22 protein-coding genes are annotated in these 23,535 nt (G+C 69.6%); 19 read left to right on the plus strand and 3 right to left on the minus strand.

Features of this window, described 5'->3' with window-relative positions:
* Nucleotides 1-8: 8 nt before the first annotated feature.
* From P2T37_RS11590 to P2T37_RS11600, 3 genes are read right to left on the minus strand one after another with little or no spacing between them, the layout of a single operon-like run.
* The gene (locus P2T37_RS11590) at nt 9-560 is read right to left on the minus strand and encodes a PH domain-containing protein (RefSeq protein ID WP_276234101.1); all 552 of its coding nucleotides are present in this window, start codon (nt 558-560) and stop codon (nt 9-11) included.
* Complete coding sequence (locus P2T37_RS11595) at nt 557-1,099, minus strand: PH domain-containing protein (protein ID WP_276234102.1); 543 nt, start codon at nt 1,097-1,099, stop codon at nt 557-559. Before P2T37_RS11595 ends, P2T37_RS11590 begins: the two co-directional genes overlap by 4 nt.
* Before the next feature lie 30 nt (nt 1,100-1,129).
* Nucleotides 1,130-1,603 carry a MaoC family dehydratase gene (locus tag P2T37_RS11600; RefSeq protein ID WP_276234103.1) on the minus strand — a complete coding sequence of 158 codons (474 nt, stop codon included), beginning with the start codon at nt 1,601-1,603 and terminating at the stop codon, nt 1,130-1,132.
* Between the two features lie 126 nt (nt 1,604-1,729).
* Here P2T37_RS11600 and P2T37_RS11605 point away from each other — a divergent pair, with 126 nt between their 5' ends.
* The 19 genes from P2T37_RS11605 (at nt 1,730) to P2T37_RS11695 (ending at nt 23,497) form a co-directional block, all read left to right on the plus strand.
* Nucleotides 1,730-4,504 carry a PKD domain-containing protein gene (locus P2T37_RS11605; RefSeq protein WP_276234104.1) on the plus strand — a complete coding sequence of 925 codons (2,775 nt, stop codon included), beginning with the start codon at nt 1,730-1,732 and terminating at the stop codon, nt 4,502-4,504.
* A 29-nt stretch (nt 4,505-4,533) separates the two neighbouring features.
* Nucleotides 4,534-5,391, plus strand: coding sequence for an HpcH/HpaI aldolase/citrate lyase family protein (locus P2T37_RS11610; protein ID WP_276234105.1), 858 nt, complete (start codon nt 4,534-4,536; stop codon nt 5,389-5,391).
* A gap of 69 nt (nt 5,392-5,460) precedes the next feature.
* Nucleotides 5,461-6,720 carry a Glu/Leu/Phe/Val family dehydrogenase gene (locus P2T37_RS11615; RefSeq protein ID WP_276234106.1) on the plus strand — a complete coding sequence of 420 codons (1,260 nt, stop codon included), beginning with the start codon at nt 5,461-5,463 and terminating at the stop codon, nt 6,718-6,720.
* Nucleotides 6,721-6,764: 44 nt separating this feature from the next.
* Entirely contained in the window at nt 6,765-8,513 is a 1,749-nt protein-coding gene (locus tag P2T37_RS11620) for a flippase activity-associated protein Agl23 (RefSeq protein WP_276234107.1), read from the plus strand.
* Between the two features lie 39 nt (nt 8,514-8,552).
* The gene (locus P2T37_RS11625) at nt 8,553-9,770 is read left to right on the plus strand and encodes a 5-(carboxyamino)imidazole ribonucleotide synthase (protein ID WP_276234108.1); all 1,218 of its coding nucleotides are present in this window, start codon (nt 8,553-8,555) and stop codon (nt 9,768-9,770) included.
* Between the two features lie 38 nt (nt 9,771-9,808).
* Complete coding sequence (purE, locus tag P2T37_RS11630; protein ID WP_276234109.1) at nt 9,809-10,426, plus strand: 5-(carboxyamino)imidazole ribonucleotide mutase; 618 nt, start codon at nt 9,809-9,811, stop codon at nt 10,424-10,426.
* A gap of 83 nt (nt 10,427-10,509) precedes the next feature.
* Entirely contained in the window at nt 10,510-10,920 is a 411-nt protein-coding gene (locus P2T37_RS11635; protein ID WP_276234110.1) for an NADH-quinone oxidoreductase subunit A, read from the plus strand.
* Nucleotides 10,921-10,924: 4 nt separating this feature from the next.
* Nucleotides 10,925-11,611 (plus strand): NADH-quinone oxidoreductase subunit B, encoded by a 687-nt coding sequence (locus tag P2T37_RS11640; RefSeq protein ID WP_276234111.1) that lies wholly within the window; start codon nt 10,925-10,927, stop codon nt 11,609-11,611.
* Nucleotides 11,608-13,287, plus strand: coding sequence for an NADH-quinone oxidoreductase subunit D (locus tag P2T37_RS11645; RefSeq protein ID WP_276234112.1), 1,680 nt, complete (start codon nt 11,608-11,610; stop codon nt 13,285-13,287). Before P2T37_RS11640 ends, P2T37_RS11645 begins: the two co-directional genes overlap by 4 nt.
* Nucleotides 13,287-14,390, plus strand: a complete 1,104-nt coding sequence (locus tag P2T37_RS11650) for a complex I subunit 1/NuoH family protein (RefSeq protein ID WP_276234113.1) — start codon at nt 13,287-13,289, stop codon at nt 14,388-14,390. The genes P2T37_RS11645 and P2T37_RS11650 overlap by 1 nt, the downstream gene beginning before the upstream one ends.
* Complete coding sequence (locus P2T37_RS11655; protein WP_276234114.1) at nt 14,387-14,848, plus strand: NuoI/complex I 23 kDa subunit family protein; 462 nt, start codon at nt 14,387-14,389, stop codon at nt 14,846-14,848. The genes P2T37_RS11650 and P2T37_RS11655 overlap by 4 nt, the downstream gene beginning before the upstream one ends.
* Nucleotides 14,849-14,981: 133 nt before the next feature.
* A complete protein-coding gene (locus P2T37_RS11660) occupies nt 14,982-15,263 on the plus strand; it encodes an NADH-quinone oxidoreductase subunit J (protein WP_276234115.1) in 282 nt (93 codons plus the stop codon).
* A complete protein-coding gene (locus P2T37_RS11665; protein WP_276234116.1) occupies nt 15,260-15,607 on the plus strand; it encodes an NADH-quinone oxidoreductase subunit J in 348 nt (115 codons plus the stop codon). Before P2T37_RS11660 ends, P2T37_RS11665 begins: the two co-directional genes overlap by 4 nt.
* Nucleotides 15,608-15,913: an NADH-quinone oxidoreductase subunit NuoK gene (gene nuoK, locus P2T37_RS11670; protein ID WP_276234117.1), complete on the plus strand. Its 306-nt coding sequence runs from the start codon at nt 15,608-15,610 to the stop codon at nt 15,911-15,913. It abuts the gene before it with no gap.
* 1 nt (nt 15,914) lies between these two features.
* A complete protein-coding gene (gene nuoL, locus P2T37_RS11675; RefSeq protein WP_276234118.1) occupies nt 15,915-17,969 on the plus strand; it encodes an NADH-quinone oxidoreductase subunit L in 2,055 nt (684 codons plus the stop codon).
* A 61-nt stretch (nt 17,970-18,030) separates the two neighbouring features.
* A complete protein-coding gene (locus P2T37_RS11680) occupies nt 18,031-19,584 on the plus strand; it encodes a complex I subunit 4 family protein (RefSeq protein ID WP_276234119.1) in 1,554 nt (517 codons plus the stop codon).
* Nucleotides 19,584-21,062 (plus strand): NADH-quinone oxidoreductase subunit N, encoded by a 1,479-nt coding sequence (locus tag P2T37_RS11685; RefSeq protein WP_276234120.1) that lies wholly within the window; start codon nt 19,584-19,586, stop codon nt 21,060-21,062. The genes P2T37_RS11680 and P2T37_RS11685 overlap by 1 nt, the downstream gene beginning before the upstream one ends.
* Nucleotides 21,063-21,151: 89 nt before the next feature.
* Nucleotides 21,152-22,624, plus strand: coding sequence for a DHH family phosphoesterase (locus P2T37_RS11690; protein WP_276234121.1), 1,473 nt, complete (start codon nt 21,152-21,154; stop codon nt 22,622-22,624).
* 42 nt (nt 22,625-22,666) lie between these two features.
* Entirely contained in the window at nt 22,667-23,497 is an 831-nt protein-coding gene (locus tag P2T37_RS11695; RefSeq protein ID WP_276234122.1) for a CBS pair associated ParBc domain-containing protein, read from the plus strand.
* Nucleotides 23,498-23,535: the final 38 nt, after the last annotated feature.

The raw sequence follows: 23,535 nt of genomic DNA on the forward strand, positions 1-23,535 counted from the left end.
ACGAAAAGCTACCGCGGCCGCGACTCGACCGCGCGGCGCAGCGCCCGCGTCTCCGCGAGCACCGCGCGCCACTGGTCGAGGCTCCCCGGAATCTCGTCGCCCGTCGCGCGGTCGACGGTCCGGCGCACCCCCTTCGGGTCGTCGATGCGCCGGAAGCGCACGTCGTTGCCACCCGCTATCTCGAAGGTCACCGTCCCGTAGCCGAAGGCGGCGCCGAGCGCGTCCTGCGAGAACGCGGAGTTCTGGACGCGCGACAGCGCCGCCTCGGTGACACGAACCCCGACGATGCCCGACTTCGCGTACAGCGCGCGGTCGCTGACGACGTACTCGGTGTTCACGACGGCGAGGTACGCGCCGACGGCGGCGGCGACCCCGGCCGCGGCGAGGGCCGCGCCCCCGAGCGTCGCGGCGAGGCCGGCGGGGCCGACGACGGCGAGCCACGCCCCGGCGACGACGAGCGCGATGCCGACCCCGACGCCGGGGAGCGACGTCGTGAGGATGGGGCTTCCCTCCCACGCCACCGTCTCCCCGTCGGCGAGCGTCAGCCAGTCGCGGCTCACGACGCGTCCCCGCTCGTCGGCGGTTCCTCCTCCTCCATCGCCGTGCGGATGGCGCGCAGTTCGTCGAGTATCTCGTCGAGGACCGCCTCCTTGTCGCCCGCCTCGTCGCGGCCGTCGCCCTTCACCCGCTTGTTGATGCGCTCCTGGACGTCCTTGGGGTCCGGCACCGAGTCGAAAGAGAGTTCCACCCCCGCGCCGCCCGCGGTGGAGATGCCGACGGTGCCGTAGCCGAACTGCTTGCCGAAGAAGCCCTGCGTGTAGGTGGTGTTCTGCACCTTGCCGAAGTCGACGCGCTGGACGTTCCGCGAGAACACGCCGCTCTTGCGGTAGAGCGCGTCGGTGGTGACGACGTACTCGGTGTTCTCCCGCTGGAGGTACGCCGCGGCGATTATCGCGACGCCCACGAGCACGAGCGACAGCGGGACGCCGACGACGAGCGCCGGCACCAGACTGCTCTTGTGCGGGATTCCCTGCCAGACGACCTCCTCGCCCTCGTCGAGCGAGAGCCAGTCGAACGTTCCCTCGGTGTCGGAGACCATAGGACACGAAGCCCCCCCGACGCGATAAAGCTACGCCGGTTGTTTCAGCGACAGCGCGGTGCGGTCGAACGAACAGACGAGCGTGTCGCCGTTCGGCCCGTCGCCGCCCTCGTCCACTTTGAACGCCTCGACGTGCATCTCGACGACGCCCCGCTCCCCGTCGCTCGTCTCGCGCTTGTCCGTCACCGTCGTCCGCGCGTAGAGGGTGTCGCCGTGGAAGACGGGGTTCGGGTGCTCGACGGCGTCGTACGAGAGGTTCGCGACGATGGTGCCGTCCGTCGTCTCGGGGATGGTCATGCCGACGGCGAGCGACATCGTGTAGAGCCCGTTCACCAGCCGCTCGCCGAAGTCGGTGTCCGCCGCGAAGTCGGCGTCGAGGTGGAGCGGCTGTTGGTTCATCGTCATGTCGCAGAACGTCTGGTTGTCCCGCTCCGAGACGGTCCGCCGGCGCGGGTGCTCGATGGTCTCGCCGACGTGGAACTCCTCGTAGTAGAGTCCGGACATACTCGGACGTCGGCGCGGCGCGGCAAATAGCCTCCCGTCCGAGACGACCGTGCGACCCGGTTCGCGGCCGTTTCACCCCCTATCCCTATTGCCGATGTACGTGTCAGTCGGGCCAAGAGTTCCCCAGTGACGACACGTACACCCCCTACCTCGCGGAAACTGCGGACGCTGGCGTTCGTGACGCTGCTCGTCGTCGCCGCCGCCGGGCCGTTCGTCGGCTTCGGCGCCGCGGCCGGCCAGGGCTCCATCAACGTCTCCCCGGACGGGGCGGGCGTCGCGTCCGAGCACGCGACGACGGCCACCGTCGATAGCGGCTCCTCCGGCATCAGCGGCGCGTCGTGGACCGGCTACAAGGTGTACTACGACGCCGCGGACGTGAGCGACGTCACCGAGAGCGATATCGTCACCATCGGTATCGACGACGGCGACGACGACCCCGGTACCGCCATCGACCGCGATGTCTCCGGCGACGTCGACGGCGTCACCGCCGAGGACAACGGCCGCACGCTGAACATCGCGCTCGGCGGCAACGAGGGGCTGGAGAACGGCGACGAACTCGTCGTCGTCTACCGGAACGTCACGAACCCCTCCTCGACCGGCGAGTACGACGCCACCCTCGAAATCAACCCCCAGAGCGAGGGGAAGCAGGTGACTGCGAACTACACCGTCACGAACGAGTCGCCGACGGCTCGCTTCGGCTACACCCCGGGCGCGCCGGCTACGGACGAGCAGGTGTTGTTCGACGGGACGAACAGCTCCGACCCGGACGGGTCGGTAGCGAGCTACGAGTGGGACCTCGACGGCGACGGCTCCGTGGAGGGCACGGGGCCGACGCCGACGTACACGTACGCCGACGACGGGACGTACGACGCGACGCTCACGGTGACGGACGACGGCGGCGCGACGGACACCCGGACGCGGACGGTGACCGTCTCGAACCGCCCGCCGAACGCAACGTTCACCTACGAGCCGACCGACCCCGACACGACCGACGAGGTGTCGTTCGACGCGGGCGGCTCGTCGGACCCGGACGGCTCCGTCGCCTCCTACGCGTGGGAGTTCGGTGACGGCACGACTGCGACCGGGGCGACCCCGACCCACACCTACGCCGACGACGGGACCTACACCGTCTCGCTGACGGTGACGGACGACGACGGCGCGACCGACACCTCCGAGTACGAGGTCACGGTGGCGAACGCGCCCCCGAACGCGAGCGCGACGTACGACCCCGCCGAGCCGCTGACCGACGAGCAGGTGGCGTTCGACGGGGCGAACAGCACCGACCCCGACGGGTCGATAGCGAGCTACGAGTGGGACTTCGGCGACGGCACGGCGGCGACCGGCGTCTCGCCGACCCACGCGTACGCGCAGGACGGGGCCTACACCGTCTCGCTCACCGTCACCGACGACGACGGCGCGACGGACACGACGACGTTCGACGTCGCCGTCGCCAACCGCCCGCCGGACGCTGCCTTCTCGTACGCGCCCGACGCCCCGGACACGAGCGAGCGGGTGACGTTCGACGCCGCGAACGCCTCCGACCCGGGCGGCTCCGTCGCCGCCTACGAGTGGAGCTTCGAGGACGGCGGCTCGGCCTCTGGCGAGACGGCGACCGAGACGTGGGAGACGACCGGCACGCGGACGGTGACGCTCACGGTGACGGACGACGACGGCGCGACCGACACCGCGACGCGGAACGTCACGGTCGGAACCCAACCCCCCGGAGCGAACTTCACCTACGTCACGGCGGGGGACGACGACCCCGTCGCCTTCGACGCGACCGCGTCGTACGACCCCGACGGCAGCATCGAGTCGTACGCGTGGGCGTTCGGCGACGGTACGTCGGGCGACGGCGTCGCGCCGAACCACACCTACGCGGGGCCGGGCGAGTACGCGGTGACGCTGACCGTGACCGACGACGACGGCGCCCGGGACACCTACTCGACGACCGTCGTCGTGGAGAACCCGCCGCCGAACGCGACCTTCGTTCACGCGCCCGACGACCCGCGGACGGGCGAGTCGGTCGCGTTCGACGCGACCGGCTCGTCGGACCCCGACGACGCGGTAGCGGGCTACGCGTGGGAGTTCGGCGACGGCGCGACTGCGACCGGGGCGACCCCGAACCACACCTACGGCGACGACGGGACCTACACGGTCACGCTGACGGTGACCGACGAGGACGGCGCGACCGACAGCTACATGGCGACCGTGGCGGTCGCGAACCGGCCGCCGAACGCCTCCGCGACCGCCGCGCCGAACGCGACCGTCACGGGCACCGAGGTGTCGTTCGACGGGACGAACTCGTCGGACCCCGACGGCTCGGTCGCCTCCTACGCGTGGGCGTTCGGCGATGGTGTTTCCGAATCCGGCGCGAAGCCGACCCATACGTACGACGCGGCCGGCACCTACGAGGCGACGCTGAGGGTGACCGACGAGGACGGCGCGACCGACACCGCGACGGTAACCGTCGAGGTGGACGCGGCGGCGACCGCGACGCCCACACCGACCGCGACCCCGACTCCGACCGCGACATCCACGCCGACTCCGACACCCACGCCGACTGCGACGCCTACCCCGACCCCGGCCGCCACGGCGACCGACACCGTGACCCCGACTCCGACCGCTACACCCACGGCCACGCCGACGCCGACCGCGTCCGCGACGCCGACCCCCACCGCCGGGTCGGTCCCGGCGAGCGCGACGCCGTCCCCGACGCCGACCGCGACCGGAACGGCGACGGCGAGCGCAACGCCGACGGTGTCGGCGACCGCGACGCCGACGGGGACCCCCGACTCGTCGGGGGCGCTGCCGGGCGGGCTGCCGCGGTCGTACGGCGTCCCGCTCTCGCTCATCGTGCTCTCGGGCGCGTCGCTGGCGCTGTTCGGCCTGACCCCGGAGTGATTTAGCCCCTCGCCGCCGACTCCTCCGGCATGGCACGACGCTCGCTGCTGTTCTCGCCCGGCGACCGGCCCGAACTGATGCGGAAAGCGCCCGGGACGGGCGCCGACACCGTCTGCTTCGACCTGGAGGACGCCGTCGCGCCCGCGGCGAAGGCGGATGCGCGCGCGGCCGTCGCCGACGTGCTCTCCGACCCCGCGTTCGACCCGGACTGCGAGGTGTGCGTCCGGGTGAACGCCGACCCCGACGCGGCCCGCGCGGACCTCGACGCCCTGCCCGACGGCGCGCGCCTCGACGCGGTGATGGTCCCCAAAGTCGAGTCGGCCGCCGACGCCGAGACGGTGGCGAGGATGCTCGCGGAGCGGGACCGCGACGTGCCGCTCGTCGCGCTGTGTGAGTCCGCCGCGGGTGTGCTCCACGCCGAGGCCATCGCCGCCGTCGAGGCGGTCGGGGCGGTCGCGTTCGGCGCGGAGGACCTCGCGGCCGACATCGGCGCGACCCGGACGCCCGAGGGCACCGAAGTGCTGCACGCCCGCGAGCACGTCGTTCTCGCGGCGGCGGCCGCCGGGGTGGACGCCATCGACACCGTGTTCACGGACATCGAGGACACCGACCGACTGGCCGACGAGACGGCGTTCGCGGCGGGGCTGGGCTACGACGGGAAGATGTGTATCCACCCGGCGCAGGTGCCGGTGGTGAACGACGCCTTCACGCCGGATCCGGAGCGGGTCGCGTGGGCCGCGCGGGTGCTCGACGCCGTGGAAGAGGGCGCCCGCGACGAGGTCGGCGTCCTCCGGGTCGACGGCGAGATGATCGACGCGCCGCTGGTCGCGCAGGCCGAGCGCGTCCGCGAGCGGGCCCGCGCCGCCGGGGCCTGGACCGGCCCCTAATATTGTATTAATTCAACCCCGTGATATAGTTCCGAAGCCCTTTTGCGCGCCACGAGCGACCCGACAGCCATGTCAGACGAGGCGAACCCGTTCGAGAGCCTGCAGGAGCAGATCGACGACGCGGCGGCCTACATCGACGTCGACGACGGCCTGCTCACGCGGTTGAAGAACCCCGAGCGGGTGCTCGAAACCAACCTCACTATCCGGATGGACGACGGGCGACTGGAGACGTTCCGCGCCTACCGCTCGCAGTTCAACGGCGACCGCGGCCCGTACAAGGGCGGCATCCGCTTCCACCCCGGCGTCACCCGCGACGAGGTGAAGGCGCTCTCCGGCTGGATGGTGTACAAGACCGCGACCGTCGATATCCCCTACGGCGGCGGGAAGGGGGGCATCGTCGTGGACCCCCGAGAGCTCTCCACGACCGAACTCGAACGGCTCACCCGCGCGTTCGCGACGGAACTCCGCCCCTTCGTCGGCGAGGACAAGGACATCCCGGCGCCGGACGTGAACACCGGCCAGCGGGAGATGAACTGGATCAAGGACACCTACGAGACGCTGGAGAACACGACGGAGCCGGGCGTCGTCACCGGGAAGGCGCTCGACTCGGGCGGCTCGGAGGGCCGCGTCGAGGCGACCGGCCGCTCCACGATGCTCACCGCCCGCGAGGCGTTCGACTACCTCGGCCGTGACATCTCCGGCGCGACCGTCGCGGTCCAGGGGTACGGCAACGCCGGCTCCGTCGCCGCGAAGCTCCTCGAATCCGACCTCGGCGCGAACGTGGTCGCCGTCTCGGACTCCTCGGGCGCGGTGTTCAACCCCGCGGGTCTCGACGCCGCGGCGGCCAAGGACTACAAGACCGAGACGGGCTCCGTCGTCGGCTTCGACGAGGCCACGCAGGAGCTGACGAACGAGGAACTGCTCGAACTCGACGTGGACCTGCTCGTCCCCGCCGCGCTCGAGAACGCTATCGACGGCGACCTCGCGGAGCGCGTCGAGGCCGACGTCATCGTCGAGGCCGCGAACGGCCCGCTCACGCCCGAGGCCGACGACGTGCTCACCGAGCGCGACGTCCACGTGTTCCCGGACATCCTCGCCAACGCGGGCGGCGTCACGGTGTCGTACTTCGAGTGGGTTCAGAACCGCCAGCGGTTCTACTGGTCCGAGGAGCGCGTCAACGACGAACTGGAGCGCCACATCACGAACGCCTTCGACGGGCTGACGGAGGCGTACCGGGCCTACGACCTGCCGAACTTCCGGACCGCGGCGTACGTCGTCGCGCTCAAGCGCGTCATCGCCGCCCACGCCGAGTCCGGGACGTGGCCGTAACGTAACCAGAAGGCTTTGTACCCCGTCGCGTGACGGGATGCGTGATGACCGACCTCCGCTCCGACCGGGTCGTGCAGGCCGTCGCCGGCCTCGCCGTCGTCGCCCTCCTCGCCCGGCTGGTCCTCCTCGGCGCGCGCCCCGCCCACTACGACGAGGGGCGCGTCGCCTTCTGGACGCTCCACTACCTCGAAACGGGGGAGTTCCACTACCGCTTCATCATCCACGGCCCGCTCGTCCAGCACGTCGGCGCGGCGCTGTTCGGCCTGCTCGGCGCGAACGACTTCACCGCGCGGCTCCCCGTCGCGCTCGCCGGCGGCCTCCTCCCGCTGTCGGCGCTGTGGTTCCGTCACCGGCTCTCCGACACGGAGGTGGGCGCGCTCGCCTTCTTCCTCGCGGCGAACCCCCTCCTGCTCTACTACGGGCGGTTCATGCGCTCGTCGGTGCTCGTCGCCGCGTTCTGTTTCGTCGCGTTCGCGGCGTTCGTCCGGGCCTACGACGGCTTCGGCGTCCGCTACCTCTACCTCGGGAGCGCGAGCCTCGCGCTCGGCTTCGGCGCGAAGGAGAACGCGATCCTCTACGTGCTCTGCTGGCTCGGCGCGGCGGCGCTGCTGCTCGACGCGCGGCTGTTCCGCCCCCGGGGGCCCGACTCCGGGGTCTCGTGGCTGGCAGGGCGCTACGACGCGCTCCGCGAGCGGCTCGCCGGCCGGGGAACGACGCCGACCGACTGGGTGGTCCGGTGGGCCGCCCACGGCGCGCTCGCCGGCTTGCTGTTCGCGGTGCTGTTCGTCTTCCTCTACGCGCCGCGCGGCGGCGACTGGGTCGGGCTCTACGACGCGCTCGCGAACCCGCTGCTCCTCCCCGAGATGCTCTCGACGACCGCCGACCAGGTCGCGGAGGGGTACGGCTACTGGTTCGGCGGCGGCGGCGAGCGCACCGTGACGGAGTTCATCGAGTCGCTCGGCTACCTCCTTCGGCCCATCGCCGCGTACGCCGGCCCGCTCGTCGGCTTAGCGCTCGCCGGCTTCCTCGTGGAGCGGTGGGGAAGCGACTCCCCGCGCCCGTTCGTGATGGGCGCGGCCTACTGGGGGCTCGTCTCGATTCCGGGCTACGCGCTCGGCACGGACATCAACAACCCGTGGATACTGACGAACGCGCTGGTGCCGCTCGCGATACCCGCCGCCGTGGGACTGGCGCTCGTCGTCGATACCGGCCGGGAGGCGCTCGCCACGGACGACGAGGTGAACGCCGGCATCGTCGCGGTCCTGCTGTTGCTCGTGGTCGGCTCCGTCGTCGGCGGGGCGGCCGCCGGCGTGTACACGAACACGACCGAGCCGGACAACAGGCTCGTCCAGTTCGCCCAGCCGAGCGCCGACATGCGCCCGGCCGTCGACGCGCTCGTCGCCGCGAGCGCGGAGAACGAGGGCACCGACGCGCTGTTCTACGACGCGACGGGTGACCTCGTGGACATGCAGACGGACGCCCCGCGGACGCCCGCCTGCATCAGGTGGTTCAACGCGCTGTCGCTCCCGTGGTACCTGGAGGCGCACGACGTGGCGACCGACTGCGCCGACACGCCCGGGGCCCTCCCCGACGACCTCCCGCCGGTGGTCGTCGTCATCGGGGACTGCACGCTCCCGACCGCCGTGGAGTGTCGGGCGAACCCGGACGCGATGGTGCCGCCCGGGGAGATGGAGGGGCGGCTCGACGGCTACGAGCGGTACGCCTACCTCCACCGGACGACCGGCGGGAACGACTTCGACGGCTTCCTCGTCTACGTCGAGTCGGACGCCTGAGACCGCAACGTTGACGCGGTCGGCCGCGACGGTACCGGTATGCGACTCACCTCTCCCGGCCCGACGCTCGGCGTCGTGGGCGGCGGCCAGCTCGGGCGGATGCTCGGCGAGGCCGCCGGGCCGCTCGGCGTCTCCGTCGTCGTCTCGGACCCGACCCCCGACTGCCCCGCGAGCCCCGTCGTCGCCGACCAGCTGGTCGGGGACTTCGACGACTACGGGACGCTGCGCGCGCTCGCCGAGCGCGCCGACGTGCTCACCTACGAGATAGAGCTTGCCGACCCCGACACCCTCGCGGCCGTAAGCGAGGAGACGGGAACGCCCGTCCACCCGACCCCGGACACGCTCCGCACGATTCAGGACAAGCTCGTCCAGAACGAACGCTTCGACGACGCCGGCGTTCCCCTCCCCGACTACCGGCGCGTGGACGACGCCGAGGACCTGCGCGATGCCGGCGACGACCTCGGCTGGCCGGTCATGCTGAAGGCCCGTACGGGGGGGTACGACGGGCGCGGCAACGTCCCCGTCGCGAACCCCGAGGACGCCGAGGCCGCGCTCGCGGAGGTCGGCGCCGGCGAGGGCGGGGCGCTCGCCGAGCGGATGGTCGACTTCGACCGCGAGATGGCGATAATCGGCGTTCGGGGGGCCGACGGCGAGACGGACGCGTTCCCCGTCACCGAGACGATACACGAGGACGAGATCATGCGCGAGACGGTGTCGCCGGCCCGGACCGACGGCGCGGTCCGGGAGCGGGCCCGCGAGGTGGCCCTCGACGTGCTGGACGCCCTGGAGGGGCGCGGCGTGTTCGGCATCGAGTTGTTCGAGCGGTCGTCGCGGAGCGACGACGGAAGGTCGAGCGGGCACCGCCCGCGAGCGGGCGGCGAGATACTCCTGAACGAGGTGGCCCCCCGACCGCACAACTCCGGGCACTGGACCATCGAGGGCGCGGTGACCTCGCAGTTCGAACAGCACGTCCGCGCCGTGCTCGGCCTGCCGCTCGGCTCGACCGAACGGCGCTGTCCGACGGTGATGGCGAACGTGCTCGGGGACGTCCAGGAGCCGACCCGCGCGGAGCTAACGGGGGTCGAGGACCTGCTCGCCGCGGACGGCACACACCTCCACTGGTACGGGAAGCGGGAGGTGCGCCCGCTCCGGAAGATGGGCCACGTCACGCTCACCGCGGACGGGGCGGGGACGCGCGACGTCGAGGAACTGCTGGAGCGCGTCGCCGAACGCCGCGACGACCTGACGTTCGCGTAGACCACAACGGGGAAGTCGGCGGCCGACGGGCCTCCGGTATGGCAGACGCCGTCGACTCGCTCGTCGCCGACCTGCGTGCCGAGGCCGACCGGGACCGCGACCCCGAGGACACCCCCGAGGTGGGTATCGTGATGGGGTCGGACTCGGACCTCGACACGATGTACGGGGCCTACGAGGCGCTGACCGAACTCGGCTTCGCCGAGGTGACGGACTACGACGACCCGCCCGAGGCTCGCTTCACCTTCGAGACGTACGTCGTCTCGGCCCACCGGACGCCCGAACTTATGTACGCGTACGGCGAAACCGCCCGCGACCGCGGGCTCGACGTCGTTATCGCCGGCGCGGGCGGGAAGTCCGCGGACCTCCCGAACATGACCGCGAGCATCGCGTACCCGCTTCCCGTCGTCGGCGTGCCGGTCCAGGAGAAGTCCGTGGACTCGGTCATCGGGATGCCGACGGGCGCACCCATCACCGCCGTCGACGCCGGCAAGTCGTTCAACGCCGCGCTGTCCGCGGTGCAGGTCCTCGCCCGCGAACACGACGAACTGGAGGAGCGGCTGGTCGCGTACCACGAGGCGCTCCAGCAGGGGGTCGGCGAGGACTCCCGGCGGCTCCACGAACTCGGGACCGAGGCGTACCGCGACGCGACGGAGTAGGCGGGCGCGCTCGCGGAACGCGCGTGCGGGCAACAATCAATCCTTATGTACCCGCCTTCCTAAGTTCGGTTTGATACAGACAGATGAGCAATCCGTGGATCGCTATCGGCGCGCTCACGTTGATATCCATCGTCATCCCGATCTCGATGGTGGTGGTGTCGGCGTTACTCCGACCGAGCGTGCCGGAGCAAGGGAAAACCGCCGTCTACGAGTCCGGCGAGGTGCCGACGGGCGACACGCGCATCCGGTTCAATATCCAGTACTACATGGTCGCGCTGTTGTTCGTCATCTTCGACATCGAGACCGTCCTGATCTTCCCGTGGACGGTTATCTACCGCGATGCGGTCCAGCAGTTCGGCCTTGTCAACGCGCTCGTGCCGATGCTGGTCTTCATCGGGGTGCTCGTCGTCGGGCTCGCGTGGGCGTGGCGGAACGGCGCGGTGCGGTGGATCAAGTCACCGCGGGCCCGCGAGACCAGCGGGAGCGCGGAGTAATTCTATGAGTAGCGACAACATACCACAGACGACACAGGAAGCGCGGATGGGCGAGGGCGTCGACGCCCGGTTCAACTCCAAGCTGCGTGAGGCGTTCGGCTCGTCGCCGTTCATCCTCACCAAGTTCGACAAGTTCATGAACTGGGTTCGGGGCTCCTCGATGTTCATGCTGCAGTTCGGCATCGCCTGCTGCAGCATCGAGATGATGCACACCTACGCGGTCAAACACGACCTCGACCGCTTCGGGGCCGGCGTGCCCCGCGCGTCCCCGCGACAAGCGGACGTCATCATCGTCCCGGGGACCATCGTCTCGAAGTTCGCCCCGCGGATGAAGCGTGTCTACGACCAGATGCCCGAGCCGAAGTTCGTCGTCGGGATGGGCTCGTGTACCATCTCCGGCGGTCCCTTCCAGGAGGGGTACAACGTCATCAAGGGCGCCGAGGAGGTCATCCCGGTGGACATCCACGTCCCCGGCTGCCCCCCGCGCCCGGAGGCGCTCGTCTACGGCATCGCCAAGCTCCAGGAGCGGGTCGCGAACGGCGAGACCTCCCCGGTGACGGTGAAGCCGTACGAGCTCGAACAGTTCGGCGACCTCGACGACGACGAACTCGTCCAGCACCTCGCGGACCGGATCGACGAGGACGAACTGGTCATGCGCTACGACTGGGCGGAGTCTCCCCCCGAACAATGAGTCTGGAAGACCCCACCCGGCCGGAGCTCCCGGTCGGCGAGACGGAGGAGGGCGTCGATTACGACGCGCTCGAATCGCTGCTCGGCGACCACGTCATCGGTCGCGAGGAGCACGTCAACGCCGAGGCGTTCGTCGTCCGCCCCGACGAGGTCCAGGACGCGCTGTACCTCCTGCGCGACGAGGCGGGCTTCGACCACTGTTCGTGCGTCACCGCTCAGGAGTACGAGGACCGCTACGAGTCCATCTATCACCTGAAGAAGTACAACGACCCGACACAGGAGGTCGGCGTCGTCGTTCCCACCTCGAAGGACGACCCCGTTTCGGAGTCGGCCGCCCCCGTCTACCGGACGGCCGACTGGCACGAGCGCGAGGCGTACGACCTCGTCGGCATCGAGTACGACGACCACCCGGACCTGCGCCGCATCCTGCTGCCCGAGTCGTGGCAGGGCCACCCGCTCTCGCTCGACTACGACCAGGAGCAGCCGCAGGTCGTCACGTTCACCGAGCACGCGAACCCGCTGCAGGAGGACCACCGCTCCGGCGAGGACTCGGACACGATGTTCCTCAACATCGGGCCGCACCACCCGGCGACGCACGGCGTCCTCCACCTGAAGACGACGCTCGACGGCGAGCAGGTCGCCGACGTCGAGTCCGACATCGGCTACCTCCACCGCTGTGAGGAGCAGATCTGCCAGCAGGGCACCTACCGCCACCAGATAATGCCGTACCCGGACCGCTGGGACTACATCTCGGCGGGCATCCTCAACGAGTGGGCGTACGCCCGCGCCGCGGAGGACATGGCGGACATCGACGTGCCGGAGTACGCGCAGGTCATCCGTACCATGTCGGCGGAACTGTGCCGCATCGCGAGCCACATGCTCGCGCTCGGGACGTTCGCGCTCGACGTGTACGGCGACTTCACGGCCATCTTCATGTACGCGACCCGCGACCGCGAGGTCGTCCAGAACATCCTGGAGGACCTCACGGGTCAGCGGCTGATGTTCAACTACCTCCGGCTCGGCGGCGTCGCGTGGGACCTCCCGGAGCCCCGCGAGGAGTTCTTCGAGAAGACCCGCGACTTCCTCGACGACCTGCCGGAGAAGCTGGAGGAGTACCACAACCTCGTCACCTCGAACGAGATCTTCCAGCTCCGGTGTGTCAACACCGGCGTCCTCGAACCCGAGGTCGCGAAGAGCTACGGCGCGACCGGCCCGGTCGCGCGCGGCTCCGGCATCGACTTCGACCTCCGGCGCGACGACCCGTACGGCTACTACGACGAGCTCGACTGGGACGTCGTCACCGAGGACGGCTGTGACAACTACAGCCGCGTCCTCGTGCGGATGCAGGAGGTCGAGGAGTCGGCGAAGATCATCGACCAGTGTATCGACCTGCTGGAGGACTGGCCCGAGGAGGACCGGACCATCCAGTCGAACGTGCCCCGCACGCTGAAGCCGGACGCGGACACGGAGATCTACCGCTCGGTCGAGGCCGCGAAGGGCGAGCTCGGCATCTACATGCGCGCCGACGGCACGGACAAGCCGGCGCGGTTCAAGATCCGGTCGCCGTGCTTCTCGAACCTCCAGACGCTCCCGGAGATGTCGCAGGGCGAGTACATCCCGGACCTCATCGCGTCGCTCGGTAGCCTCGACATCGTGCTCGGCGAGGTGGACCGGTGATGCAGGAGGCGAACGCCACCAACGCGACGAACGCCTCCGCCGCGCCCCAGATGCTCCCGGACACCATCGCGGGCGCGGTCGGCCTGCAGGGGACCCTGCTCGGCGACGTGTTCGGTTCCCTCGTCGGCGCGGCGCTCATCGGCACGCTGATGCTCACGATGACGGCGCTCGCCGGCCCGTGGGCGAAGCGGAAGATAACCGCCGCGTTCACCGACCGCATCGCGGTCAACCGCATCGGCCCGTTCGGCCTGCTCATCATCGTGGCCGACGCGGTCCGCCTGCTGTCGAAGGAGCTCATCGTCCCGGACGGCGTCGACCGGCCCGCGTGGGACCTCGCGCCGCTCGTCATCGCGTCGTCGGCGCTGCTCGGCTTCGCGGTCATCCCGATGGGTTCCATCGCCGGTATCAACGTCCAGCTCGCCGACCCCGAGTCGGGGCTGGCGTACGTGTTCGCGGTCGCGTCCATCGCGTCGCTCGGCCTCGTGATGGCCGGCTACGCGTCGAACAACAAGTTCTCGCTGCTGGGCGGGCTGCGCGCGGTCGCACAGAACCTCGCGTACGAGATACCGCTCGTCATCACGGCGGCGTCGGTGGTCATCTTCGCCGGCTCGCTCCAGATGAGCGAGATCGTCGCGGCCCAGCAGGAGTCGCTCGGCTTCGGCCTGAAGAGCTGGTACGCGTTCGTGAACCCGTTCGCGTTCCTGCTGTTCCTCGCCGCGAACCTCGCGGAGGTCGGCCGGAACCCGTTCGACACGCCGGAGGCCCCGACCGAGATCGTCGCCGGTTACCAGACGGAGTACTCGTCGGTGTACTTCGTGCTCATCTACCTCGGGGAGTTCATCCACATCTTCCTCGGGGGCGCCATCATCGCGACGGTGTTCCTCGGCGGCCCGACCAGCCCCATCGTCGGGCTGGAGATACTGCCCGGCTTCCTGTGGTTCATCATCAAGATCTGGGCGGTGTTCCTGTTCACCCAGTGGATGCGCTCGGCGATTCCGCGCGTGCGCATCGACCAGCTCATCGAGATCGGCTGGAAGGGAATGCTGGTGTTATCGTTCGCTAACCTCGTGCTCACGGCCGTCATCGTGGGGGTGATAGTATGATCGGACTGCTCAAATCCATGGCAACGACGATGAAGCACGCGCTCGACGGGAACACGTTCACCGTGGAGTACCCGGAGGAGACCCCCGAGGTCTCCCCCCGGTTCCGCGGCGTCCACAAGTTCTCCCAGGAGCGGTGTATCTGGTGTCGCCAGTGCGAGAACGTCTGCCCGAACGACACCATCCAGATCGTCACGGACGACCAGCGCAACGGCGAACAGTACAACCTCCACATCGGCCAGTGTATCTACTGCCGGCTGTGCGAGGAGGTGTGTCCGGTGGACGCCATCCTGCTCACGCAGAACTTCGAGTTCACCGGCGACACGAAGGACGACCTCGCGTACAACATGGAACAGCTGAAGAACGTTCCGTGGTACAAGGACATCGACCCGCTCGCGTCGCGCGAACCCGACCGCGGCGCGTGGATCGGCGAGGGCGAGGGCGAAGTCGACTACCAGTAGCGCCGTTCCCCTCTTCTCCACCGTTCAGCCGGCCGAGAGCCGCGCCTCCGCGGGCGAAATCCGCACGCGAGCGCGCCCCCGCGTGTGAGCGCGTAAAGAAAGGTTCAAACCGGACGCGGCTGAGTTCAACGTAATGGCTGTAGCACCGGTCGAACTAGCGGCGTTTCTGCTGTTCGCGCTGTTGACCGCAGCGAGCAGCCTCGGCGTCGTGCTGGTTCGTGACGTGTGGCACAGCGCGCTCCTCCTCGGGGTGGCGTTGGTCTCCGTCGCGATCCACTACGTAATGTTGCGCGCCGAGTTCCTCGCGGCGATGCAGATCCTCGTCTACGTGGGCGGGGTTCTCATCCTCATCACGTTCGCCGTGATGCTGGTCCGCGAGACGGACGAGGACGAAGGAATCGAGGTGGTCGGATGACGACGCGACCGCGCCTCTACACGAGCGGGCGACAGGTAATCGGCCTCGTCGCGTTCGTGTTGTTCGGCGTGCTCGCGGCCGTCTTCCTGACGGCCGACTTCGGCGCGGCCGAGACCTTCGCGGGGGCGGAGGGCATCACCGCGGCCATCGGCTACGCGATGTTCAACCTCGACGCCGGCTCCGTGCCGTCGGAGGGGTTCCTCGTGGCCTTCGAGATAATCGACGTCGTCCTGCTGGCGGCGTTGGCCGCGGCGGTCATGCTCGCCCGCCGGGAGTCCGAGTCGGGCGGCTTCCTGCCGCTCACGGACGGCGGCGAGGACGAGGGGAAAGGGGGTGACCGCTGAATGGCGGTCCCCGTCGAGTACTACCTCGTCCTCTCGGCGTTCGTGTTCTGCGTCGGCGTCTTCGGGCTGCTCACCCGTCGGAACGCGCTCCTGTTCCTGATGTCGGTCGAGCTCATGCTCAACGCCGCGAACATCAACTTCGTCGCGTTCTCGTACCAGTACGGGAACCTCACCGGGCAGGTGTTCAGCCTGTTCACGATGGCGCTCGCGGCCGCGGAGGTCGCGGTCGGCATCGGCATCATCCTGGTGTTGTACCGCAACTTCGCGGACGTGGACGTGACCGAAGCGACGACTCTGAGGTGGTAAGATGGCAGAGATAACTTCATTCGCACCCGCTATCGCGGTCCTGCCGTTCGTATCGTTCCTGGTCGCGCTGCTGGCCGGCAAGTACCTCCCGAAGAAGGGGGCCATCGCGGGCATCGTCGCCACGGGCGGCTCGCTCGTGCTGTCGCTCGTGATGCTGTACACCGTCTTCACGGACGGCGCCCACCAGGCGACGCTGTACACGTGGGTCGGCGGCGACGCGGTGCCGTTCCAGCTGACCTTCGGCATCCTGCTCGACCAGCTCTCGACGCTGATGCTGGTCATCGTCTCGACCATCGCCCTGCTGGTCCACGTCTTCTCGATGGGGTACATGAACGACGAGGGCGAGGGCGGCCTGCCGCGCTACTACGCGGAACTCGGTCTGTTCACGGCCTCGATGCTCGCCTTCGTCTTCTCGGACAACCTCCTGATGGCGTTCATGTTCTTCGAGCTGGTCGGGCTCTGCTCGTACCTGCTCATCGGCTTCTGGTTCCGCGAGGCGGGGCCGCCGTCGGCGGCGAAGAAGGCGTTCCTCGTCACCCGCTTCGGCGACTACTTCTTCCTCATCGGCGTCGTCGCCGTCTTCGCGACGTTCGGGACGGCCGCGTTCGGCGGTCCCGGCGTCGAGAACTCCTTCCCCCACATCGCCGAGCAGGCGCTCAACGGCGAGGCGTCCGTGACGACGTTCTTCGGGCTGGACCCGCAGGCGTGGTTCACGGTCATCGGCCTCCTCGTGCTGGGCGGCGTGATGGGGAAGTCGGCGCAGTTCCCCTTCCACACGTGGCTCCCGGACGCGATGGAGGGTCCGACGCCCGTCTCGGCACTGATTCACGCGGCGACGATGGTCGCGGCCGGCGTGTACCTGGTCGCCCGGATGTACGGCTTCTACGCGCTGTCGCCGACCGCGCTCGCGGTCATCGCCTTCGTCGGCGGCTTCACGGCGCTGTTCGCCGCGACGATGGGCGTCGTCAAGCGCGAGATCAAGCAGGTGCTCGCGTACTCGACTATCTCGCAGTACGGCTACATCATGCTCGCGCTGGGCGGCGGCGGCTACGTGGCCGGCGTCTTCCACCTGACCACCCACGCCTTCTTCAAGGCGCTGCTGTTCCTCGGCGCCGGGTCGGTCATCATCGCGATGCACCACAACGAGGACATGTGGGACATGGGCGGGCTGAAGGAGAAGATGCCCGTCACCTACTACGCGTTCCTCTCCGGGTCGCTCGCGCTCGCGGGCATCGTCCCGTTCTCCGGCTTCTGGTCGAAGGACGAGGTGCTCTACGAGACGCTCGTCCACGGCCTCGGCGGCTCGCCGCTGCTGTTGGCCGCGTACGCGATGGGTATCGTCGCGGTGTTCTTCACCGGCTTCTACACGTTCCGGATGGTGCTGCTCACCTTCCACGGCGAGCCCCGCTCGGACACCGCGCGCGACCCGCACGGCGTCCGCTGGAACGTGAAGGTGCCGCTGGGGATCCTCGGCGTGCTCGCGGCCGTCATCGGGGTCATCAACCTCGTGCCGGTCCACGCCGTCGTGGGTGCCGTGCCCGAGTTCCTCCACGACTGGCTCTACTACGGGCCGGAGGGGCTCAACGGCGAGCACTACCACGAACTCATCACGACCGCCGAGTTCGGCGGCTACTCGGCGGGCACGCTGCCCGGCCTCGGCGAACTCGGCACGCTGTTCGCGTCGGCCGGCATCTCGCTGGCCGTCGCGCTCGCCGGCTCCGGCGTCGCTATCGCGCTCTACCGCGGCTCGGACCCGGTCGAGCACACGGACAAACTCGGCTCTCTCAAGACCGTGCTCTTCAACAACTACTACCAGGACGAGTACCAGGTGTGGCTCGCCGAGGGACTCACCGCGCGGGTCGCCCGCGCGGCCGACACCTTCGACCGCAAGGGTATCGACGGAACGGTGAACTTCGTCTCCAGCCTGAGCCTCTTCACGGGCGACCGCCTGCGTCGCGTCCAGACGGGTATCGTGAGTAACTACGCCGCGCTCCTGACGCTGGGGCTGGTTCTGCTGCTCGTCGGCTTCGGCGTCATGCAGGGGTGGTTCGCGTGACTCCCGCGAGACGGAACGTCTCGCAACGCCATGCGGACGCGACCCCTACGGGGTGGTCCGCATGATGCTCGAACTCCTCATCGGGCTCTGCCTGCTGGGGGCGTTCGTCGTGTTCGTCCTCCCGGACGAGTACGCACCGAAGGCCGCGCTCGGCATCTCGCTGGCGCCGCTGGCCGTCGCGCTGTACATGTACTCGCAGTTCGACGGGGCCGGCAACGCGCTGCTCGGCGGCGACATCGCCTTCGAGTCGCAGTACGCGTGGCTGACGCTCGGCCGCTACGACGTGACGTGGCACATGGGCCTCGACGGCATCTCGATGCCGCTCGTCGTCCTGTCGGCGCTGCTCACCACGCTCGCGATACTGGCGTCGTGGACGCCCATCGACGAGCGCCACAGCCAGTTCTACGGGCTGATGCTGTTCATGGAGGCGGCGCTCATCGGCGTCTTCGGCGCGCTCGACTTCCTCGTCTGGTTCGTCTTCTGGGAGGCCGTCCTCGTGCCGATGTACTTCCTCATCGGCGTCTGGGGCGGCGCCCGCCGCAAGTACGCGGCGATCAAGTTCTTCGTCTACACCAACATCGCCTCCATCGTGATGTTCATCGGCTTCTTCGGGCTGGTGTTCGGGCTGGGCGACTCGATCTCCTCGCTCGATCTGCCGGCCATCGCGCAGGCGCTGCGCGCCGACGAACTCGGCTCGCTCGGCCTGCTGTCGGCCGGACAGGTGGCGACGCTCGCGTTCGTCGCCATGTTCATCGGCTTCGCGGTGAAGGTGCCCGTCGTCCCGTTCCACACGTGGCTCCCGGACGCCCACGTCGAGGCTCCCACCCCGGCGTCGGTGATGCTGGCGGGCGTCCTCCTGAAGATGGGAACGTACGCGCTGCTCCGGTTCAACTTCACCATGCTGCCCGAGCAGGCGGCGGCGCTCGCGGTGCCCATCGCCCTGCTCGGCGTGATATCCATCATCTACGGCGCGCTGCTCGCGCTGGCGCAGTCGGACCTCAAGCGCATCGTCGCGTACTCGTCCGTCTCGTCGATGGGGTATGTCACGCTCGGCCTCGTCGCCTACACGCTGTACGGCGTCGGCGGCGCGACGTTCCAGATGGTGAGCCACGGTCTCATCTCCGGCCTGCTGTTCGCCTGCGTCGGCGTCATCTACAACACGACGCACACGCGTACGGTCGGGGACATGTCCGGACTCGCGGACAAGATGCCCGTGACGGTCGGCGCGTTCATCGCGGGCGCGTTCGCCTACATGGGCCTGCCGCTGATGGCCGGCTTCGCGGCCGAGTTCTTCGTCTTCGTCGGCTCGTTCGGCGCCGCCTTCGCCGGCGCGCCGATATTCACGGCCGTGGCGATGTTCGGTATCGTCATCGTGGCCGGCTACCTGCTGTGGTCGATGCAGCGCACGCTGTTCGGCCCGTTCCGCTCGGAGACCGACTACGAGGTCGTCCCCGCGGCGGTCCACGACGTGGTGCCGCTGCTCGTGCTCATCGCCTTCATCATCGCGCTGGGCACGTTCCCGTACGACCTCGCGTTCGACATGATACTCGACGCGACCGAACCCGTCCTCGAAACCGGCGGTGAGGTCGCGGCGACCTACGGAGGTGTTCCCTGATGGCGATAGAACCCCCACTCGCGGCCGTCGCGCCGACCTTCGTGTTGGCCGTGACCGCGCTCGTCCTGTTCGCGTTCGACAGCATCGACCCCGATTCGAGCAACAACCCCGTGCTGGCGGGCATCGCGTTCGTCGGCTCGCTCGCCTCGATGGGCGTCGCCGCGGTGTATCTCGTCTCGGGCGTCGGCTCGCCCGCGACCGAGGTGTACGGCGGCCAGCTCGTCGTCGACGACATGGCGCTGTTCTTCCAGTTCATCTTCGGCAGCGTCACGGCGCTCGTCGCGCTCGCGAGCTACGACTACCTGCAGGACCTCCGCTACCAGGCGGAGTACTACATCCTGCTGCTGCTGGCGGCGACGGGGATGAGCCTGATGGCCTCCGCGGGGTCGCTCGCGGTGGGCTTCGTCGCCCTCGAACTCGCGTCGCTCCCCTCGTACGCGCTCGTCTCCTTCCTCAAGGAGGACCGCGGCAGCGTCGAGGCGGGGCTGAAGTACTTCCTCATCGGCGCGCTCTCGTCGGCGGTGTTCGCGTACGGCATCTCGCTGGTGTACGGCGCGACCGGGTCGCTGCTGCTCTCGGACGTGGCGACCGCGGTCGGCGGCTCCGGCCTGCCCGGCGTGCTCGGCGTCGGCGTGCTGATGGTGCTTGGCGGCTTCGCGTTCAAGACCGCCTCCGTCCCGTTCCACTTCTGGGCGCCGGAGGCCTACGAGGGGGCGCCCGCGCCCGTCTCGGCGTTCATCTCCTCGGCCTCGAAGGCGGCCGGCTTCGCGCTCGCCTTCCGCGTGATGGTCGTCGCGTTCCCCATCGGGAGCGTCGTCGGCGCCATCGACTGGGTGCTCGCGGTGCAGATACTCGCCGTCGTCACGATGACGCTCGGCAACTTCGCCGCGGCGACCCAGGAGAACGTCAAGCGGATGCTCGCGTACTCGTCGGTCGGCCACGCCGGCTACGTCCTCATCGGGCTGGCCGCGCTCACCGGCACCGGGAACGCGGACATCGTCCTCGGCTCGGGGATGATCCACCTGCTCGTCTACGGCTTCATGAACACCGGCGCGTTCCTGTTCATCGCGCTGGCCGAGTACTGGGGCGTCGGCCGCACCTTCGAGGACTACAACGGCCTCGCGACGCGCGCGCCGCTGGCGTGCGTGGCGATGACCGTCTTCATGTTCTCGCTCGCCGGCCTCCCGGTCGGCGGCGGCTTCGTCTCGAAGTACTACCTCTTCGCCGGCGCGGTCAACGCCGGCGTCTGGTGGCTCGCCCTCGTCGGCGCGGTGAACAGCGCCCTGTCGCTGTTCTACTACAGCCGCGTCGTCAAGGCGATGTGGATAGAGGAGCCGGCCGAGGGCGTCGACGTGTCCTCCTACCCGGCGACGCTGTACGCGGCCGTCATCGCGGCGGCCGTCGCCACCGTCGTCCTGCTGCCCGCGCTCGGGCTGTTCTCCGGTATCGCGTTCGACGCCGCGGCCGTCTTCTTCTGAGACGGTCGCGTTCTCCACGTTCTCCTCCCGGGGAGCCGTCGGCCCGCCCGAACGGTGGCTTTTACCGCGTGGCCGCGGTAGCTCGGGATATGCCATCCCGGCTCGTGTTGGGGTGCGGGTCGGTCGGCCGCCGCCTCGCCGTCGCGGGGAACGGCCGCGTCCATGTCGTGACGACCGACGAACACCGCGTCGAAACCCTTCGGTCGGACGGAATCGCCGCCACCCGCGGCGACCCGACGGACCCAGACGTGCTCGCGGAGGTCCCCTTCGACCCCGAGACGGTCATCGTCGGGAGCGACGACCCCGCCCGCAACCGCGCGGCCGTCCGCGTCGCCGCCGAGCGGTACCCCGACGCGCGGCTGTTCGCGTTCGCCGGCCGCGCCCCGACGGACGCGGACATGACGGCGCTCACCGCCGTCGCGGACGACGTGGTCGACCCCCGCGCGGAGATATCGGAGTTCCTCATGGAGCGGGTCGGCGACGCCGGCCTCCGCACCCGCCGGCTGAAGCGCGTCCTGCGGAACGCCGCCGCCCCGCTCGCCGTCATCGCCCACGACAACCCCGACCCCGACGCCATCGCCAGCGCCGTCGCGCTGAAACACGTCGCGGAACGCGCCGGAACGCCCGCGGAGGCGTGTTACTTCGGGGACATCAACCACCAGGAGAACCGCGCGCTCGTGAACCTGCTTGAGTTCGAACTGACCGAACTCGACCCCGACGAGGACCTCTCGCGGTTCGGCTCCGTCGCGCTCGTGGACCACTCCCGGCCCGGGGTGAACGACCAGCTCCCGGAGGACACCGAGGTGGACGTGGTCATCGACCACCACCCGCCGCGCGCACCCGTCGAGGCGCGGTTCGTGGACCTCCGCTCGGACGTGGGCGCGACCTCGACGCTCCTCACGGGCTACCTCCGGAAGCTCGGCATCGAGCCGACGCCGTCGCTCGCTACCGCCCTGCTGTTCGGCATCCAGGTCGACACCCGGGACTTCTCGCGGGAGGTCGCCGGCGAGGACTTCGACGCGGCGGCGTATCTCGTCCCGCACGCCGACGCCGCGATGCTCGAACGCATCGAATCGCCCAGCGTCAGCGTCGAGACGTACGAGATACTCGCGCGCGCCATCACCGCCCGCGACGTGCGCGAGGACGTGGTGACGACCTACGTCGGCGACATCGGCGACCGCGACGCGCTCGCACAGGCGGCGGACCAGCTGCTCGGGCTGGAGGGGGTGACAACGACGCTCGTCTTCGGGACGGTCGACGACACCGTGTTCGTGTCCGCGCGCGCACGCGGGACGGACCTCGACCTCGGGGAGGCGCTCCGCGAGGCGTTCGGACAGATCGGCTCCGCGGGCGGCCACGCCGACATGGCGGGCGCCCAGATACCCGTCGGCGGGCTCGCGGACGACGAGGAGGACACCGACGAGGTCATCCGCGGCGTCATCACGGACCGCTTCTTCGAGACGCTCGGCGTAGGGGAAAACACCGCGGCACGAGCCGTGTACGCCGACGGCGAGTACCTCGGCACGCTCGACCGCTCGCCCGAGCGCGGCGACGGCGACTGACGGGGCGCGGGGTTTTTGCGCGCCGCCGTCCTCGCTCGGGGCATGGCACAGGGGACGCTCGACGGCAAGCCCGAGGTCCGCGACTACATGACGCGGGACGTGGCGACCGTCTCGCCGGACGACACCGTCGCGGAGGTGGCCCGCCGCATCGCCGAGAGCGAGGAGACCCACTCGGGGTTCCCGGTGACGAGCGGCCGGCGCGTCGAGGGGTTCATCACGGCGCGCGACCTGCTGCTCGCCGACGACGAGGCGCCCATCTTCACCGTGATGACCGACGACATCATCGTCGCCCACCCGGACATGAAGATAACCGACGCCGCGCGGGTCATCCTCCGGTCGGGCATCCAGCGGCTCCCCGTCGTCGACGACGCGGGGAACCTCGTTGGCATCATCTCGAACGCCGACGTGGTGCGCTCCCAGATAGAGCGCGCGACCCCGGACAAGGTGGCGAAGCTCATGAAGACGCTGACGAACATCCACGACGTGGGGACGCGCGAGGAGCGCCGAACCGTGAGGCTCGCCGATCTGACGCCGACCCAGAGCAAGGTGTACACGGACGAACTGGAGGGCCGCAGCTACGAGCTGGAGAACGGGCTCGCGGAGCCGCTCGTCGTCATCGACAGCCCCGTCCGCCGGGGGCCGGGCGGCGACGGCCGCCTCCTGCTCGCGGACGGCCACCACCGCGTGAAGGCGGCCCACCGGCTCGGCATCGAGGAGATGGACGCGTACGTCATCGTGCTCGACGAGCCGGTGGAACTGGGGATGGCCGAGACGGCCCGCAAGGAGGGCCTCGACTCGGTGGCCGACATCGAGGAGGTCGACTACGCACACCACCCGCTCGTGGAGACGACGAAGCGGCTCCAGGAGGAGTAACACCGGCAAGCCTTGCTAAAGCTTCTTTAGGCGGCTCA

The organism is Halosegnis marinus (assembly GCF_029338355.1).
In the GTDB taxonomy this organism is placed as follows: Archaea; Halobacteriota; Halobacteria; order Halobacteriales; family Haloarculaceae; genus Halosegnis; species Halosegnis marinus.